A 16,350-nucleotide genomic window follows, 5' to 3' on the forward strand; every position below is an offset into this window, starting at 1 on the left:
GGGCATCAGGGCCAAGTCGATGATTGCCCAGCCCAGCACCAGCACGCCGACGAAATCGAACAGACCTTCGGGTCGCGGCCACGCCATCATGAAGCCCAGCAGGATCACCGCCGACCACCAGCCGGAGCGGCCCCGGTCGTGCAGGCGCTTCGACAGGACGCAGGCGGCGCAGAACAGCAGCACCGGATAGACGATCCAGCCGGTCAGAACGCGCGGCGCGCCGGTAATCGCCGAATCGTAGATGAAGAAAGCGATCAGCAGGACGGCCATAGCGATCAGAAACGGCAATTGACGCACGCGCCCCGTCGAGGAGAAGAACAGTTCGCTCCAGTCGATTTTCTGGTTCATGCGGCGGTATCCTGACGAAAAAAGCGCGGACACGTGCCCACGCTTTTCCGCTTAACATTCCTGCCCGTGACGGAAAAGGAATTACTTTGAATTTGTTCGCCGCGACGGACTGACGTGAAGGGGATATGCCACCTTTCATACTCCCCCAGTAAACTGGGGGAGGTGGATTTTTGAGCGACAGCTCAAAAAGACGGTGGGGGGCTCGCGTAGAATCCGAGCGTGAATCTGCGGGCCCATTTATCCGCTGTAACGACAGCGCAGGCCCCCTCCACCCCGCCCTTCGGGCGCGGTCCCCCTCCCCGGTACACCGGGGAGGCATTAGAGGAATTACTTCGTCAGCCGCGTCTTCTTGATCGCCTCGAACACGTCCTTGAGCGCCTGATTGAGCTGCGCCGCATTGGTCAGGTCGTAGTAATATTCGGGCTTGGTCGCGCACTCGCTGAGCAGGGTCGAATTGCCTTCCATGACCCGGATGACGAAGACGGTGATGCCCTTGGCCTTGGCCGCCTGACAGGCCAGCTTGGTGCGGGCATCGATCTGCGTCGTGGTGCTGGTCCAGCGGTTTTTCGTGTTCTGCCCGTCGGTGACGACGATCATGTATTTCAGCGTCACGTCGTCCTGAAACGCCACCCCGCCGGTCATCGGTTCCGTCGGCGACAGGACTTCCATGCCCCACTGCACCCCGATGGTAATATTGGTATAGGAGTTCGTCCCGCCCTCTTTCAGGGCCTGCACATAGGTCCGCGCCCCGGCGATATCAGTCGACAGCGGCCGGACGGTGCCGAGCGTCGAGGTGACGCAGGGTCGCGCCGGATATTGCGAGGCCAGCGCGGCACCGGGCGAGTCCGCCGACACGTCGTAGGGCTGGGTACGGTCAATGACGCAGCCCGTCCAGGCGGCGCGATTGGCCGGCACGGCGGGCCAGTAGATGGTGCGCGGCTTGCCGTTGGTTGTGGTCGTGGTCGTCGTCGATGGCTTGCCATCATAGCCGTTCGAGTAGCTGGCCGGATAGGTCAGGACGCTTGAAGCGGCATTGGTATAGCCCGCCGGGGCCGTATTGTAGTCGGTCAGGTTCGACTTGACGACGCTGGTGCCGCTTTCGCCGTTATAGGTCGTGGTCGTCACGTCGCGTGTGCCGCCGGTCGTGGTCGTACAGGCTCCGGTTTCCGAATTGCAGCTCGTCCCGCCGGAATAGGCCTGGCTCGTCGTGGTGGTATAGGTGCCTTCGGAATAGGTGCGGATCGTGTAGAGCGAGCCCACCTGCTCATAGGCATAGACCTTGACGTCGTAATTGGTTTTGCCGCCGCCGGTCGACGTCTTGTAATAGAGCTTCACCGTCGCCTTGCAGGCCTCGACATTGAGCGCGCCGGTGCAAACCTTGTCCGCCGCGTCGATCATGATCGAGCAGTAGTTGCCGTTCAGACCCGAACAGGACTGCGAGCTGGAGGCCTGTCCCCAGTCGATCCACGAATAGCCCGTCCCCGGCGCGACGCGGACCTGCGTATCGAACGGCACCATGCCGACCTTGGTTTCCGAGACATTGACCCCGCCTTCGAGCAATCCGGCCAGCACGGCATCGACCGACGAGCGCAGATTGACCATGCGCCCGTCCTTGGCCATAGACCCGGTCGAGTCGAGGACGAAGACGATTTCGGATTTGCGCATCTGCGCCTTGGCTTCGGCCATGATCTTGAGGTCGAAGGTGTTCATGCCGATCAGGCCGAGGAACAGGTTCTTGTTCGTCGCGGCGACATTGTAGGTCAGGCTGGTATTGGCGCCTTCGGTGACACGAACCAGGTTGCGCGACAAGATGTTCAGCCCGGCGCGGTTCATACCGACGGCGTTGAGATTGGCGTTGAAGGCCTGATCGGCGGCGGCCTGCTGTGCCGTGGCGGTCGTGCCGCGCGCCATAGTGGCAGCGCGCAAAACGGCCGCGTCCGAGGCGTCCTGAAGCTTGCTGCGGGCATTGAGCGCGCGCGTCACATCGACACCGCCGCCCACCGCCGCGACCAGCACGAAGGCGGTCAGACCAAAGATCATGGCGGTATTGCCGCCGCGGTCAGCACGGAATGTCTTCAGGATATTCATATCGCGCGTCTGCCTCTCACCACAGTTGCAGCGAGGATAACGCGAAAACCTTAAAATTCCGGCAAAACGGAAGCTTTCATCTCAACGAAAGCTTCCGCTTATCTTTTGGTGCGCTTAATCAGTCGCGCACCTGATCCAAAAACCGCTACACACTTTTTGGGGTGCGCTTAATCAGACGCGCACCTCATCCAAAAACCGCTACACACTTTTTGGGGTGCGCTTATTGCGTCAGTCGCGTGCTCTTGATCGAGTTGAATACGTCGGTCAGGGCGCTGTTCAGGTCGCTGGTGCTTTTCAGGTCGTAGAAATAGTCCGTCTTGCTGGCGCAGTTCTTGAGCAGGGTCGAATCGCCCTGAAGCACGCGGACCACATAGACCGTGACTTCCAGATCCTTGGCCCGCTGACAGGCCAGCGCGGTCCGCGCATTGATCGACGAGGTCGAACTGGTCCAGCGGTTCGAGGTGTTTTCACCGTCGGTGACGATGATCATGTATTTGAGAACCTCGGTGTCCTTGAACGCCACGCCACCGGTGTAGGGAGACGACGACGACAGGGTTTCCAGACCCCACTGCACGCCGATGGTGATGTTGGTATTGCCTGACGGATCGAGGTTTTTCACATAGGTGCGCGCCGCGGCGATGTCGGTGCTCAGGGCACTGACCGGCGACAGGCTGGGGCTGTCGACGCCGCTGTACGGATAGCAAGGACGCGCCGGATAAAGCGCCGTCGAACCCGAAGGCGTGGTTTCGTTGACGTCGTAGGACTGATCACGATCGACCAGACAGCCGTCCCACTTGGACTTGGCGTCGGCGATGGCCGGCATGGTGATCGTCTTGTTGTTGCCGTTCGGATTCTTGAGCGTCAGGCTGTAGGCCGCGCGCGCGCCGTAGCCGTTGTCGTAGCTCACCGTATAGGTGGTGTTCGAGCAGCTGGTATTATTGCACTTGATATTGACGTATTCGGCCTGACCGTAATCGACCCACGTATAGTTGGTCGCCGCCGCCACCTTCACGCGGCTGTCGAAGGTCACGATCGACACCTTGGTTTCGGACTTGTTGACACCGTTGTCCAGAAGATCGGCCAGAACGCTGTCGACCGACGATTTCAGGTTGGCCATCCGCGTCGCGTCATTGCCCATCGAGCCGGAATCGTCGAGCACCAGGGCGATCTCGGCCTTGCGCATAATGGTCTGGGCCTTAGCGACGGCGGTGATCTTGAGCGTCGACATGTTGACGAGGCCGAGGAACATCGTCTTGACGTTGGCCGTCCCCGTATAGGTGGCCGTCATCATATTGCCCGACGTCGTCAGGGCCAGCGAGCCGGTCGCGCCGCTGACATCGCTGCCGGCCAGGTTCTGCGTGAAGACCGTGTTGGCGGCGGTCTGAGCGGTGCTGGTCCCCTGCTTCGACAGCAGCGCCCCGCGCAACACGGCGGCGTCGGCAGCGTCCTGAAGGGCCGACCGCTGCGATTCCGCGCGCGAGAAGTCGATCCCCGCACCGGCCGCCGAGACGAGTGAAATGGCCGACAGGCCGAAGATCATGGTCGTATTGCCGCGTTTGTCGCGCCAAAAGCCGCGCCATCCGGCCTGCATGGCCTGCGCGCATTTACCCATGAAAGACTTGTTCATTTTCGACATCCGACCCCGACACACCCAATACACGGCGCTCATGCGGTGAATTTAATGAACAATGCTTAACAATAGGCGAAAGAAAAAAGGTCTTTTCGCGTCAAAATCACGTATTTTTGAATATAATTTTAACATTTGACGCAATCATGATTAACAACTTCATAGTAATCAGTGTTAACCGTCATTTACCTTAACCGGCACTTACCTTGAGCCCCAGCCCCTCGCACAGCGCGCGAATATCGTCGTTCAGGGGCGCTTCCAGCGTCTTGCGACCGCCATTCGGGTGCGGAAACTCGATGGCGCGGGCGTGCAACATCAGACGCGGCACCCTGATGCCGTCGAGGCTCAGCGCGCCGCCATAACGCACATCCCCGGCGATCGGCGCCCCCAGATGCGCCAGATGGACGCGAATCTGATGCATCCGCCCCGTAAACGGCTCGCACAGAACCAGCGCCGAGGTGTCGGTTCGATCCAGCACGCGATAGGTGGTCTTTGCCGTCTGGGCGTCCGGATGGTCCGGTGCGCAGACGCGGGAATAGCCCTCCTTGCCGATTTCCTCGCGGCGCAGCGGCACCTCGATCACGCCGCTATCGGCCAGTTTGTGCGGATTACCGACGACGCACAGATAGGTCTTATGCACGTCGCGACCGGCGATGGCCTTGCCCATGAAGGCCGCACCAGGCTTGGTCTTGGCCGCCAGAATGATGCCCGACGTATCGCGATCCAACCGGTGCAGCAGGCGCGGCTTCTTGCCGTTCGATTTGGCAAACGCCCACAGCAGGTCGTCGAGATTATGGAAATTGCCGCGCCCGCCCTGCGACGACAGGTTCGACGGCTTGTTGAAGCCCATGATCGCCTCGTCTTCATGGACGAGCATGGATTTCACCCAGTCGATAGCGTCCTGAGGCAAGGTGATCGGGCGGTCGATGGCCTTGGGGTTCTTCGGCTTTTGCGGCGGCTTGCCGCCGTTCGCCTCGCGACGCGCAATGGCTTCGGCGTGCTGTGGCGAATTTCGCGACGCCTTCTTGCGGTTGAACTTGTCGATGGTCTTATCGGTAAAGGTTTTACGCGGGCTCATGCGCGGGCTTTAGCGCATTCCGCACATATTGCCCAGACCTCAGTCGAAAACCTCGCTGACGGTCTCTTCGGGCTGTGACGCTGTTGCCCACATGAAGGTCAGCGGAATAATGCCCAGACCGAAACTCAGCAAAACCCACCAGCCCGACCGGTTGATATCGTGCAAGCGCCTGACCCCGACAGATAAGAGAGGGATCGCAAACGGATAGGATATATATACCAACCACGAAAGGTTCGTTAGGGCACCGATACCCGTCAGACCGATATTCAGTCCCGCATAAAACAGATAGAACCACCAGAACTCGGACCGCGACGCTCTGCCGTAAAAGATGGCGGACTTTTTCAGGCAGACCCAGAGCGCGTCGCTAAACTGAAGCGGCGACGGCATGTAGGGCGTGTAGCGATTGACACCGACAGGCCGTTTGATCAGCAACGGCAAAAAGGCCGGCAGGACCATAGTGGCCATTGGCATAAGCTGAAGCAGGGCTGAAAAATCCATCTATATACCGCGCCGCTTGCTGATCGCGTTGCGCAGCCGCTCCAGCCCCGTGGTGATCACCTGCGGGAAAAGGATGAGGATCAGGCCCGCGATCAGACGAATCCCTACGACGGCCTGCACCAGTTCACGAACACTGGGGCGTCTGTCCACGGTGGCGATCGCGCTCGCAATATCCATCCCCAAGCGATAGAGAAGATAAAAGCCCAGCAAAGTAAGAAGCCCATTTTGCCACGAATTTACTGACGGTGGCTCTGAATATTGCGCTTCGCTTTGTGCCGGTGGCACCAGACGCTTAGCCATAAACGGTGCGCCGAACCACGCCAGTGACGCGAAGACAAGCTGAGCCAAAGCCGCCGGGACAAGCACTGCGATCATAGTTTCCCGGTCGCTGTATGTGGGTGAAAAAACCTGCCACACCGTACCCAAAATCTGGAACAGATTGAACGCCGCATAGATCGCAAACAGCCTCAGGGCCACAAAGGCCAGACCATAGGCGGTCAGTGGTTTGGTTTCCGGCATTATTTCCCCTCTTTGCCCGATTTACTAAACGACCCGATCAGCGCCGTCAGGACGATGATCGCCCCGATCAGAAACGCCGCCCAGATGACCAGATCCTGAATGCCAACCGTCAGGTTCATGCCGCGCAAAAGCTTCACCAGAAGGCTCGGCTCATAGAGGGTCAGCAGCACGCCGATGGCAACTATACCCGCCAGAGTCCACATGACGATCCTGAGGATAGCCCGCATCTATTCCCCCCGCTGGCGCTGCTTGGTGTCGCGCAGTTGCGCCCAGTATTCAAGGCGTTGCTTCGTCTTGCCCTCGTGGCCTTCGCCCTTCGGGTCGTAGAATTTCGGGCGTTCCATCCCATCGGGGAAATAGTTCTGACCCGAAAAGCCGTCCGGATCGTCGGGATCGTAGATATAGCCTTCGCCGTACCCTAGTTGCTTCATCAGCTTGGTCGGCGCATTGCGGATGACTTCGGGCGGATCGAGGGTCGCGGTGTCCTTGGCCGTCTTCATAGCCGCCTTGAACGCCGTATAGACCGCGTTCGATTTCGGCGCCGAGGCCATGTGAACGAGGGCCTGAGCGATGGCCAGTTCGCCTTCGGGGGAGCCCAGAACCTCATAGGTTTCGCGCGCCGCATTGGTCATCAGCAAGGACATGGGATCGGCATTGCCGATGTCCTCGCTGGCCATGCGCTGCATCCGGCGGACGATGTAGAGCGGGTCTTCGCCGCCTTGTAGCATTCGCGCGAACCAGTACAGCGCCGCGTCGGGATCGGAGCCGCGCACCGACTTATGCAGGGCCGAGATCAGGTTGTAGTGGCCTTCACGGTCCTTGTCGTAGTTCGGGCGGCGCTTTTGCAGGTTTTGCAGCAGGGCCTCGGCATTGAGCGGCGCTTCGAAACCCATCGAATCCAATGATTCGATCAGGGTCAGCAGGTAACGCCCGTCGCCGTCGGCCAGCCCTTTCAGGGTTTCGCGCGCTTCCGGATCGAGCGGCAGCGGACGGCCCAGATGGTCCTCGGCCCGCGCCATCAGCTTTTCCATCGCCTCGTCATCGAGACGTTTCAGCACGAAGACCTGACAGCGCGACAGAAGCGCGCCGTTCAGTTCGAACGACGGATTTTCGGTTGTCGCGCCGATCAGGGTCACCACGCCCGCCTCGACATAGGGCAGGAAACTGTCCTGCTGGGCGCGGTTGAAGCGGTGGATTTCGTCGACGAACAGCACCGAACGGACGCCCTGATTGCGTCGCAACTGCGCGTGTTCAAAGGCTTTTTTCAGATCGGCGACGCCGGAAAAGACGGCGGATATCTGCTGGAACTCGTAGCCGACGCTGGCCGCCAGCAACCGCGCGATAGTCGTCTTACCGACGCCCGGCGGGCCCCACAGGACCAGCGACGGCAGGAACCCGCGCTCGACCGCTCGCGCGATAGCCCCGCCCGAGCCTAACAGATGGTCCTGACCGACGACCTCATTGAGCGCTTGCGGACGCAACCGGTCGGCCAGAGGCTTGAAACCTTCCGGCGCGGGGGTGAGCGTAGGCGCTTGCGGGGTCAGACCGGCGGCCTGAAACAGGTCATTGGGGGCAGAGGGCATGGGAACAGGTATAGAACAAACCCGTTCAGTGCGAAATAGGAAATGACAGGCATTTACGGCTTATGTCGTAAGAATTTTGACCACGAAACCAAAGACTACCCCGTCTTCCGATAAGGCGTACCGTCGGGCCATTTGCCGGTACGTGCCGCGCGCTGTTCGCGCAATTTCGCCTGTTTGTCGGACCAGCCCTTTTGCCATGCGGGCACGTCTAAAGCGGGCGGGGTTTGCGGCGGTGCCGCCCCCTCCGTCGGCTTCGTCGACACCTCCCCACTGCGTAGGGAGGAGGGAGCGCGATCGTCAGTCTCGGGGGAGACGGGAGCGGAAGGCACCTTGTCAGTAACCTTCGCCTTCGTCAGCGGCGTATGCAGTTGCCGGATCAGCCGCGTCGCGACGCACAGGGCGCTCAGAACGGCGACGATCTCTTTCAGCGTTGAGGGTTTGGCGCGCTCGATCTCGGCGAGCATGCGCTGGGCCTGAATCATCAGGCGGTCGTGTAAGGGGGCATATGTATCGGTCATACGCTCATGATGCGCACGGTTCAGAACAGCGGGGATAAGTGTCTCCCTCCTCCCTACGCCGTGGGGAGGTGGATGCGAACGCAGTGAGCAGACAGAGGGGTAATTACAAGCGTTTCAGCACGCACAAAGGCCTGGAGTCGCACCCCTCCGTCACGCCTTCGGCGCGACACCTCCCCACTGCGTAGGGAGGAGGGAGTCAAAGGCTCTCGAAATCTTCGCTCAGGCGCAGATGTTCCATGATCGTTTCGCGCGCCTCGTCGTCGACCACCGACAGGTCGAGCACCGCATCGCCGTTTCCGAGGACTTTCAACGGGATGATCTCACCGTGGAAGCTGAACCGCGACACCTTGGGGCCGAACAGACGCTCGCGGCGCGCCTCGATATTCACGTCGAGCGCGCGCGACAACGCGGCCTCGACCGGCTTCAGCGAAATGACGGTCTGCCCCTTTTCACGGGGAAACCGGATCACGCCGAAGTCCCGGCGATCCAACTCATAGCGCACACGCGACATGCTCAACTGACCCGAAAATCACCCATATACGACATTGAAGTGGTCGCGCATCTGATTCCGAAAACCGCCTGATACCTAACATAAGATAACAGGGCACTTTTCGGGATGCGCTCAGGGCTCCAATGGCGTATCCCAATACAGGTAGTCTACCCAACTTTCGTGAAGATAGTGAGGCGGAAAACGACGGCCGAGGTCCTGCAACTGATACATTGTTGGGCGGTGTGGGTTTTTTGTCAGGTTCATATGCGCCTGCTGGGGTGTTTTTCCCCCTTTGCGCAAGTTGCAGGGGGCGCAGGCGGTGATGATGTTGGTCCAGCTCGACCGACCGCCCTGCGACACGGGCAAAACGTGGTCGAACGTCAGGTCCGACCGGCACCCGCAATACTGACAGGTGAACTGATCGCGCAGGAAGACGTTATAGCGCGTAAAGGCCGGGGGACGGTTCTGATCGATGTAGGATTTCAGCGAAATGACGCTGGGCAGGCGCATCGACATCGACGGCGAGCGGATTTCCACGTCGTAGGTCGAGACCACATCGACGCGGCCTTCGAAGACCGCCTTGACGACCTCCTGCCACGGCTTGGTCGACAGCGGATAATAGGAGAGCGGCCTGAAATCGGCGTTCAGGACCAGGGCACGCCGGTCGGACGGCGGGTTTTTCAGGACCTGCATGACGTCCCTCCATGAGAAAGGTCAACATCAGGCGTAAGAGGATAAGCGTACCGGAAGACGAAGCTCCTTCTGCTGAAGTTTGCCGCAATCACGGCAAATGATCCACAGACCAAGTAAGAACCTGATTCCGGCAAAAGAATAGTGAAATTTGCATGACGGAAACGAAATTCGCCTCATCGCTTCCGGTCGCGGCGTACCTCCGTACCCTTGATCTTCATCAGCCGCTTGCGCAACCAGTCGCGGTCACGATCGTTTTCAAGCACCATGACCGCGCCCAGAGCCTCAAGAATTTTCAGCACATCGTCCATGAAGGTCTCTCGGGCAAAGGCCCCTTCGCGCCGGTTCCGGCTGACGAACAGGACGATATATTGCGCCACGGACGGGTCTTCCGGCATGGTCCGGCGACCGACCCACAACGACCGGATGCGGCTGTTCATGTCCAGCGCCCGTTTGAGCGCTGCTATAGCCGTATCGGGCAGGTCGGCGGCCTCGATATGCCCCTCCGGCAGAACCCGGGCGAGGAAGGTTTCGATGGCCGCTTCAAAACGCTCAGCCTCGGCCAGCGCTTCGAAGACCAGAGGTAGTTCCGGACTGTCGGGATCGAAGCGGACATAGTAGGCCGCAAGGGTTTGCAAGGCCGTCAGGCGATGCCGCCGCTCACCGCTGTCGCGCAGGGTTTGCAACAAGCCGAGGCCTTTCCGGTCGCCCTGATCGAGGTAGAACTGCGCCACGCGACCGCGCACGTCGAGACGCTCCGGATGAGCCTCGGCCCAGGTTTCGGCGAGGGCGTGGGCCGTGGCGACCTCCCCCTCGGTTTCAAGCAGATTGACGCGCTCCCAGTAGAGCGACTCATCGAGCGGCCCCTGCGTCGCCAGACCGTCGAGTTCGCGCCGCCGCGCCCGCATGAGCTCCGCCTGACGAAAATTCTCCTGCCAGATCGAGGCCACCGCCCCCCACCACTCCGTATCCAGCCGTTCGGTGAGACGCCCGATCAGGGCCTCGCCGAGAAATGCCGTGGCCCCCGACCGTTCCACCGGCCCCAGATCGGGCAAGGCTTCCCCCAGCGCCGTCAGGCGATCGGAGAGGCACGGATGCGTATTGTGGATATCGGTCGTCTCTCTCAGGGCGCCCGACAATATCCGCGCCCGGTCGGCGATTTCGAACGGCTCCGCAAAGCGCAGAGCCAACGCGGTATAGGGGCCCGCCGCAGGCGTCTCGGCCACCCGGTTATGGGCCATCAGGGCCTGCCAGTGCTGCTCGTAACGGTGACCCTCGACGCTGGTCCGGGCCAGAGCGCAGGCGGCGGTGTGGCTGCCGGCCACGCGGGCCGAGACGCGATCGGCCTCGTATTCGTTGGCGCGCGCCAGCACGAAGCTGTAGGCGTTGAACCACGGCCCGTACCAGCGGAAAAACCGTTTCAGAACAAACCCCATGCCGCCGCCGTCGAAGGCATAGGACAGGCGCGCCCAGGTCTGACGCACGCGGTAGACCCAGGCCGACAGCTTACCGTGCGCGCCGACCAGATGCCCGTATTCGTGCGCAACAACGGCCCGCACCTCATGCTCGTCCATCGCCATCAGGAACGGCAGACCCAGCAGCAGATAGTTGCGGTGCCACCCGAACACCCCCAACCGCGGCATCTGCATGATCGCCGCGTTGAAATCCTCGGTGATCAGCACCTTGCTGATGCGCGGGCCTCTGGTTTTCCGCCGGATATCCTTGAGCATGGCGTAGAGGGCGGGCGCGTCGCGCTTCTTTACCGGAATGCCCTTCGGCGGCTCGAACTTCACCCTGAGGGCGCGCAGCACGTCGAAGCCCATGACGAGAAAGGCAATCACGACCTGTCCCAGCACAAGGGCCAGAGACGTCGCGAACGCCACGACGACCAGAGCGACGGTCAGCACCAGAAGCCCGCCCAGCACCACGGCCAGATAGGCGTAGCCCAGCATGGCCCCCAACAGGACGCGTCGGCGATAGGCACCGGGCTTGTCGCGCGACAGGGTCTCCAGTCGCGCGATCATCGGGCGGTAACGGTCCTCGATCGCGGTCCCCCAACCCCACGGCGCCCTAGATGTCGGAATTTCGATAGCCTTGCGCGGCATGGCCGTCCCCCTGTCGCCTTCAGCCCCCCACAGGCCGCTTTTTCTTTAAGCTTAGTGGTTTTTTCTGGTAGATCAAGGGCATGACCTACCGCACGCGTTTTGCGCCCTCGCCGACCGGCTATCTGCACCTCGGCCATGCCTATGCGGCCCTGACGGCCCATGACGCCACGCGGGCCAATGGCGGGGATTTCAGCCTGCGCATCGAGGATATCGACCGCACCCGCTGCCGACCGGAATACGAGCAGGCCATCTATGACGATCTGACGTGGCTGGGCATCCGCTGGGATCGCGAACCCCTCCGGCAGTCCGGGCATCTGGCGGCGCTTGAGGCCGTTCTGGAGACGCTGAAACTGCGCGGGCTGGTCTATCCCTGCTACAAGACGCGCAAAGAACTGGCGCAGGCCGCGCAAGGCGCGCCGCAAGAGGGCGATCCCTTAGCGTCGGAGGATAATGAACCGACCTCTTTAAATCCGGCATGGCGTCTGTCGCTCGATGCGGCGCGCGAACAATTGGGCGCCGAGTGGAACGACCTCGGTTTTATGGAACTTGGGGCCGGTCCGAAAGGCGAGACCGGCTGGCAGGTCGCCCGCCCCGAAATTAATGGCGAGGTCGTGCTGGGGCGCAAGGATATCGGCGTCGCCTATCATCTGGCGGTCGTCATCGACGACGGGTTGCTGGGGATGACGCACATCCATCGCGGCCACGACCTGTTCGAGGCGACCCACACGCAGGTCCTGCTGCAAAAACTGCTGGGGTTGCCGACGCCCGTCTATTGTCACCACGCCCTATTGCTCGATGCCGAGGGCCGCCGTCTGGCCAAACGCAAGGGCTCGAAAGCGTTGCGCGATTACCGGGCGGAGGGGATGAGCGCGGACGAGGTCCGGGCCCTGATCGCAGCGGCGGCGAAAGCTTAACATCCTTCCCCGTTTACGGGGAAGGATGTTAAAGCCTTCTTGGCCCCGTAAACGGGGAAGGATGAAACAAAAAAAGCCGCCCGTGCGGACACGGACGGCTTAATCTCAGGATTTCAAAACCCTTACAGAACCTGGAGGTTCACCGCGGCGGTCTTGCCGCGCTCGGTTTGCAGCTCGTAGGACAGTTTCTGACCGTCGGCCAGACCCTGAAGACCCGCGCGCTGAACCGCCGAAATGTGCACAAACACGTCGTTGCCGCCTTCCGCCGGTTGAATGAAACCAAAACCCTTGGTGCTGTTAAACCACTTGACCGTACCTTCAGCCATATCGCTCTCCTTAGTCAAACAAAGCCAGTATCGAGGTGTTCGGGAGGACAATACCCCCTCTACAAGTCGTATCTCGGTAGCAGCAGTTTGATAGCGAGCGTGTCGGGCGTCCGTGACAGACGTACCTAACCCCGTTTAGTCGGCAGCCAGAATAACGAATTGCAGCTGAGAGTAAGCCGCAGGTTTCAAGAACCGTCAAATAAAAATCCCATATAGATTGCCCGTTAACCGCAAAAAATCGTCGTTATTACCGCTGTTGCGCATCACGTTCCTCGTGATCAAACGACATCGCGTCCATGCAACCGTTTGCACCTTCCGTCCGCAGTATAGAGGCGCATCTGTTCTTGAACCTAAGCTTCCGGACGAGGTATAGATGCAGATACCGTTAGCGGCTTGTCGCTGACCGTAAAGCGGCTTAACACTAAACGGGTTCATTTGGTCGAAGCCCGTCATGCCCCTGCCCTCCCTGAGACAGCCCCTGCCCCGTCAATCCGTCCTGCGTCGCTGGGGGCTCAAGGCGTTGCTGTCGCTGCCGTTCTCAGTGCTGAAATTCCTCTCGGGCGGCGGAGTGATCCATGTGCAGGGCCGAACGCTCGACACCCAGATCACCTTCCTGTGGAAGACCTTTTTCGCGCGTCAGGACCACCGCACGCCGCTGTCGCTCACCGGCACCTCGATCGAGGGTGCGCGCGAAGACTGGCACGAGGCGGCGACGCTGATGGACGATACCTCTGCGCTCAAGGTCAGGGTCGAGACGGTCGGCGACGGCGGCCTGATCAGCGGGCGTCTGGTGCGCCCGGCGCAGGTCGGCCACAATGCGCCGCTGCTCGTCTTTTTCCACGAGGGCAATGGCGTGCTCGGCGGGCCGGAACTGAGCCTCGCCTTTGCCGGAGTGCTGGCCGCCGAAGCGCGCTGCCTGGTGTTTCTGCCGGAATACCGTCTGGCGCCGGAGCATCGCTTTCCGGCAGGCTATGAGGATGCCCGCGCCGCTTTCGATTGGGCGTCGGCCAATCTGACGACGCTGGGCGCGTTGTCGGATCAGATTACGGTTGGTGGGGCTGGGATCGGCGGCAATATGGCGGCGCGGCTGTGCCTGGATCTGCGCCGCGATTTCAAGCCGCTGCCGGTCGCGCAGTTGCTGGTCTCACCTTTGCTCGACCTCGGCGATGCGGAGATTCGCACCAGCCCCTACGCCAAAAGCTGGCCGGTCAGCGCCGCGGGTGTCGACATCGCCATCGGCCACTATGCGGGCGCGGGGATCGATTTGAGCGATCCGGCGCTTTCGCCTTTGCGCGAAGGCCTGATCAGCGGTCAGCCGCGCACGCTGATCGTGTGCGGTGGGCTTGATCCATTGGCCGGTCAGGCCGAGCGCTATGTCCGGCGACTGCTGGAGGCGCGGACGCGGGTCGTCTATCGTCGTTACGACACCCTTCCGCTGGGGTTCGGGCTGTTCGCCGGGGTGGCCGAGCATGCCCTTGAGGCCACACGCGACATCGCCCGGCTATGGAGCGACCTGACGACGGAGATCGTGGCTGAGGATTGAAGGTTCTCCACAGATGGCCACAGATGCACACAGATGGCGTTTGCGACAACGGTCTTGTGTTTCGATCGTCGTTTGAGTTTAGCCCTCTGATCGTTTTGAGAACCACAGATTACACAGATTTCACAGATTATCTGGCGTCTGTGAGGCCGTTTGAGATCAGATGATCGACGCGCCTTTGGCGCATCATTGTCGCAAGACCCTTGGTGGTCGCATGCTTGGCGCGAAAACCGGTTTCCACTTTTTTGCAGCATGCTCTAACGGCCTCGTACGGTGCCGAAGACAAAAAAAATCTGTGAAATCTGTGTAATCTGTGGTTCTCCCCTTTCCAGCCATCAATGCAACGCGCTCGATTCATCTGTGTGCATCTGTGGCCATCTGTGGAGACTCTTCCTTGCTTACGGTGCCGTGTAATGCACTTGCGCACCCGGCCCCAGCGGTAAGTCTAACGCGACCCATGCCGCCGTCATGCCGATCCCCGCGACCATGAAACACAGGGCATAGGGCAGCATCAGGGCCAGCAGCGACCCTACCCCCATCGTCTTGTCCCAGCGCCTTGTAAAGGCCAGAATGAGCGGGAAGTACGACATCAGCGGCGTCATGATGTTGGTGTAGCTGTCGCCCATCCGGTACGCTGCCGTGGTCATTTCCGGCGAAATCCCGACCAGCATGAACATCGGCACCACCACCGGGGCCAGGGCCGACCACTTGGCCGAGGCCGAGCCGATAAACAGGTCGAGGATCGAGGAAAACAGCAGGACGCTAACCAGCAGCAAAGGCGTCGGCAAGGCCCAGGCTTTCAAAATCTCCGCGCCGTTGATCGCCGTGATCGGCCCCAGCCGCGACCAGTTGAACATGGCCACGAAGTGCGCGGCGAAAAACGCGAAGACCAGATAGGGGGCCAGCGAGCGGATACCTTCGCCCATCATCTTGACGACGTCGTTGTCGGATCTGATCGTACCCGCTGCCGTGCCGAAGGCGATACCCGCCGTGACGAACAGCAGGAAGAACCCGGCGATCAGCGCGCCGTAGAAGGGCTGCAATTGCGCCGGGCCCGTCTTGGTCTCGTCGATCAGCGGCGTATAACCCGGCCACAGGGCCAGCGCCGCAAACAGGGCGACGATGACCAGCGCCACCCAACCGGCGCGGCGCAGACCCCTGCGTTCATCGGCGGTGACTTCGGACTTGGCCAGTTCGGCCTGAAGCTCGGTATCGGGCGATCCGCCCCATTTCCCCAGACGCGGCTCGATGATGCGGTCGGTGACGAACCACGCGATCGGCGTGAACAGGCCGACAATAGCCAGAATGAACCACCAGTTGCCGACCGGGTTCATCGTCCAGGCCGGATCGATGATGCGTGCGGCCTCCTGCGTGAAGCCGAACAGCAAGACATCGATCTGACCCGGCGTCAGGTTGCCGGCATAGCCGCCCGATACCGCCGCAAACGCTGCCGCGATGCCGACCAACGGGTGGCGGCCTACCGAGGCGTAGATCAGGCCTGCCAGCGGGATGAACACGACATAGGCGGCGTCCGACGCGTGGTGCGAGACCATACCCGTGACGATGACGCACGGCGTCAGGATGGCGCGCGGGGCATTGCGCAGGGAGGATCTGATCAAAGCCGAGAACAGGCCGGAGCGTTCGGCCACGGCCGCGCCGTACATGACCACGACCACGACGCCCAGAGGCGCGAACCCGGTCAGGGTCTTGGGCATATCCACGAACAGGCGGCCTATATTTTCGGCGGTGAACAGGCTGGTCGCCGTATAGGTCACGACGCCGTTATCGAGCGTCGCCCAGTGCGGGGCTTCTTCACCGGTATAGGGGATCGAGGCCGACCAGCCGAGGCCTGCGCCCACCGTCGAGAGGATCATCAGGCCAAAGATCAGCCAAACGAAAATCATCACCGGATCAGGCAGCAGATTGCCGACGCGTTCTATGAGACCGAGAAACCCTTTGGCGCGGCGCGCGGCATCGTCGGTAAGAGGTGTATCGGCCATGCTGCGCCCCGAAATTCGATCCAGAA

Annotated in this window: 16 protein-coding genes; 2 read left to right on the forward strand and 14 right to left on the reverse strand. The window is 61.1% G+C overall.

Annotated features, from left to right (window positions below; translation table 11 throughout):
• From AEYBE204_RS26015 to AEYBE204_RS39390, 12 genes are all read right to left on the reverse strand, one after another.
• The coding region (locus AEYBE204_RS26015; protein WP_023461361.1) for a DUF805 domain-containing protein at window positions 1-348 on the reverse strand (348 nt) is incomplete at its 3' end.
• A gap of 327 nt (window positions 349-675) precedes the next feature.
• On the reverse strand, window positions 676-2,436 hold the full coding sequence (locus AEYBE204_RS26020) for a pilus assembly protein (protein WP_023461362.1): 1,761 nt from the start codon (window positions 2,434-2,436) through the stop codon (window positions 676-678).
• 220 nt (window positions 2,437-2,656) lie between these two features.
• Complete coding sequence (locus AEYBE204_RS26025; protein WP_162148394.1) at window positions 2,657-4,063, reverse strand: pilus assembly protein; 1,407 nt, start codon at window positions 4,061-4,063, stop codon at window positions 2,657-2,659.
• 190 nt (window positions 4,064-4,253) lie between these two features.
• The gene (locus tag AEYBE204_RS26030) at window positions 4,254-5,141 is read right to left on the reverse strand and encodes an RluA family pseudouridine synthase (RefSeq protein ID WP_023461364.1); all 888 of its coding nucleotides are present in this window, start codon (window positions 5,139-5,141) and stop codon (window positions 4,254-4,256) included.
• A 39-nt stretch (window positions 5,142-5,180) separates the two neighbouring features.
• Window positions 5,181-5,639 (reverse strand): DUF805 domain-containing protein, encoded by a 459-nt coding sequence (locus AEYBE204_RS26035; protein WP_023461365.1) that lies wholly within the window; start codon window positions 5,637-5,639, stop codon window positions 5,181-5,183.
• Complete coding sequence (locus AEYBE204_RS26040; protein ID WP_023461366.1) at window positions 5,640-6,158, reverse strand: hypothetical protein; 519 nt, start codon at window positions 6,156-6,158, stop codon at window positions 5,640-5,642.
• Window positions 6,158-6,385, reverse strand: a complete 228-nt coding sequence (locus AEYBE204_RS26045) for a hypothetical protein (RefSeq protein ID WP_023461367.1) — start codon at window positions 6,383-6,385, stop codon at window positions 6,158-6,160. Before AEYBE204_RS26045 ends, AEYBE204_RS26040 begins: the two co-directional genes overlap by 1 nt.
• On the reverse strand, window positions 6,386-7,741 hold the full coding sequence (locus tag AEYBE204_RS26050) for a replication-associated recombination protein A (protein ID WP_023461368.1): 1,356 nt from the start codon (window positions 7,739-7,741) through the stop codon (window positions 6,386-6,388). It abuts the gene before it with no gap.
• 95 nt (window positions 7,742-7,836) lie between these two features.
• Window positions 7,837-8,259, reverse strand: coding sequence for a hypothetical protein (locus AEYBE204_RS26055; protein ID WP_023461369.1), 423 nt, complete (start codon window positions 8,257-8,259; stop codon window positions 7,837-7,839).
• 196 nt (window positions 8,260-8,455) lie between these two features.
• On the reverse strand, window positions 8,456-8,728 hold the full coding sequence (locus AEYBE204_RS26060) for a hypothetical protein (protein ID WP_235068084.1): 273 nt from the start codon (window positions 8,726-8,728) through the stop codon (window positions 8,456-8,458).
• Between the two features lie 153 nt (window positions 8,729-8,881).
• Window positions 8,882-9,442, reverse strand: coding sequence for an HNH endonuclease (locus AEYBE204_RS26065; RefSeq protein ID WP_023461371.1), 561 nt, complete (start codon window positions 9,440-9,442; stop codon window positions 8,882-8,884).
• A gap of 173 nt (window positions 9,443-9,615) precedes the next feature.
• Window positions 9,616-11,544: a M48 family metallopeptidase gene (locus tag AEYBE204_RS39390; protein ID WP_023461372.1), complete on the reverse strand. Its 1,929-nt coding sequence runs from the start codon at window positions 11,542-11,544 to the stop codon at window positions 9,616-9,618.
• Window positions 11,545-11,624: 80 nt separating this feature from the next.
• Between AEYBE204_RS39390 and gluQRS the strand changes: the two genes are divergently transcribed.
• Entirely contained in the window at window positions 11,625-12,458 is an 834-nt protein-coding gene (gluQRS, locus tag AEYBE204_RS26070; protein ID WP_023461373.1) for a tRNA glutamyl-Q(34) synthetase GluQRS, read from the forward strand.
• Window positions 12,459-12,580: 122 nt separating this feature from the next.
• On the opposite strand, the gene AEYBE204_RS26075 is transcribed toward gluQRS, so the two are convergent.
• The gene (locus AEYBE204_RS26075) at window positions 12,581-12,784 is read right to left on the reverse strand and encodes a cold-shock protein (protein WP_023461374.1); all 204 of its coding nucleotides are present in this window, start codon (window positions 12,782-12,784) and stop codon (window positions 12,581-12,583) included.
• Window positions 12,785-13,235: 451 nt separating this feature from the next.
• Here AEYBE204_RS26075 and AEYBE204_RS26080 point away from each other — a divergent pair, with 451 nt between their 5' ends.
• Complete coding sequence (locus tag AEYBE204_RS26080) at window positions 13,236-14,327, forward strand: alpha/beta hydrolase (RefSeq protein ID WP_023461375.1); 1,092 nt, start codon at window positions 13,236-13,238, stop codon at window positions 14,325-14,327.
• Window positions 14,328-14,722: 395 nt separating this feature from the next.
• Here the strand turns inward: AEYBE204_RS26080 and AEYBE204_RS26085 are convergent, their stop codons facing one another.
• Entirely contained in the window at window positions 14,723-16,324 is a 1,602-nt protein-coding gene (locus AEYBE204_RS26085; protein WP_023461376.1) for an AbgT family transporter, read from the reverse strand.
• Window positions 16,325-16,350 lie beyond the last annotated feature (26 nt).

The sequence above is a fragment of the Asticcacaulis sp. YBE204 genome (genome assembly GCF_000495855.1).
Lineage (GTDB): Bacteria > Pseudomonadota > Alphaproteobacteria > Caulobacterales > Caulobacteraceae > Asticcacaulis.

Coding starts and splice junctions, on each gene's coding strand:
- AEYBE204_RS39390 (WP_023461372.1), bottom strand. CDS start 11,544: ATGCCGCGCAAGGCTATCGAAATTCCGACATCTAGGGCGCCGTGGGGT.
- AEYBE204_RS26025 (WP_162148394.1), bottom strand. CDS start 4,063: ATGAACAAGTCTTTCATGGGTAAATGCGCGCAGGCCATGCAGGCCGGA.
- AEYBE204_RS26065 (WP_023461371.1), bottom strand. CDS start 9,442: ATGCAGGTCCTGAAAAACCCGCCGTCCGACCGGCGTGCCCTGGTCCTG.
- AEYBE204_RS26045 (WP_023461367.1), bottom strand. CDS start 6,385: ATGCGGGCTATCCTCAGGATCGTCATGTGGACTCTGGCGGGTATAGTT.
- AEYBE204_RS26035 (WP_023461365.1), bottom strand. CDS start 5,639: ATGGATTTTTCAGCCCTGCTTCAGCTTATGCCAATGGCCACTATGGTC.
- AEYBE204_RS26075 (WP_023461374.1), bottom strand. CDS start 12,784: ATGGCTGAAGGTACGGTCAAGTGGTTTAACAGCACCAAGGGTTTTGGT.
- AEYBE204_RS26085 (WP_023461376.1), bottom strand. CDS start 16,324: ATGGCCGATACACCTCTTACCGACGATGCCGCGCGCCGCGCCAAAGGG.
- AEYBE204_RS26020 (WP_023461362.1), bottom strand. CDS start 2,436: ATGAATATCCTGAAGACATTCCGTGCTGACCGCGGCGGCAATACCGCC.
- gluQRS (WP_023461373.1), top strand. CDS start 11,625: ATGACCTACCGCACGCGTTTTGCGCCCTCGCCGACCGGCTATCTGCAC.
- AEYBE204_RS26080 (WP_023461375.1), top strand. CDS start 13,236: ATGCCCCTGCCCTCCCTGAGACAGCCCCTGCCCCGTCAATCCGTCCTG.
- AEYBE204_RS26050 (WP_023461368.1), bottom strand. CDS start 7,741: ATGCCCTCTGCCCCCAATGACCTGTTTCAGGCCGCCGGTCTGACCCCG.
- AEYBE204_RS26055 (WP_023461369.1), bottom strand. CDS start 8,259: ATGACCGATACATATGCCCCCTTACACGACCGCCTGATGATTCAGGCC.
- AEYBE204_RS26030 (WP_023461364.1), bottom strand. CDS start 5,141: ATGAGCCCGCGTAAAACCTTTACCGATAAGACCATCGACAAGTTCAAC.
- AEYBE204_RS26040 (WP_023461366.1), bottom strand. CDS start 6,158: ATGCCGGAAACCAAACCACTGACCGCCTATGGTCTGGCCTTTGTGGCC.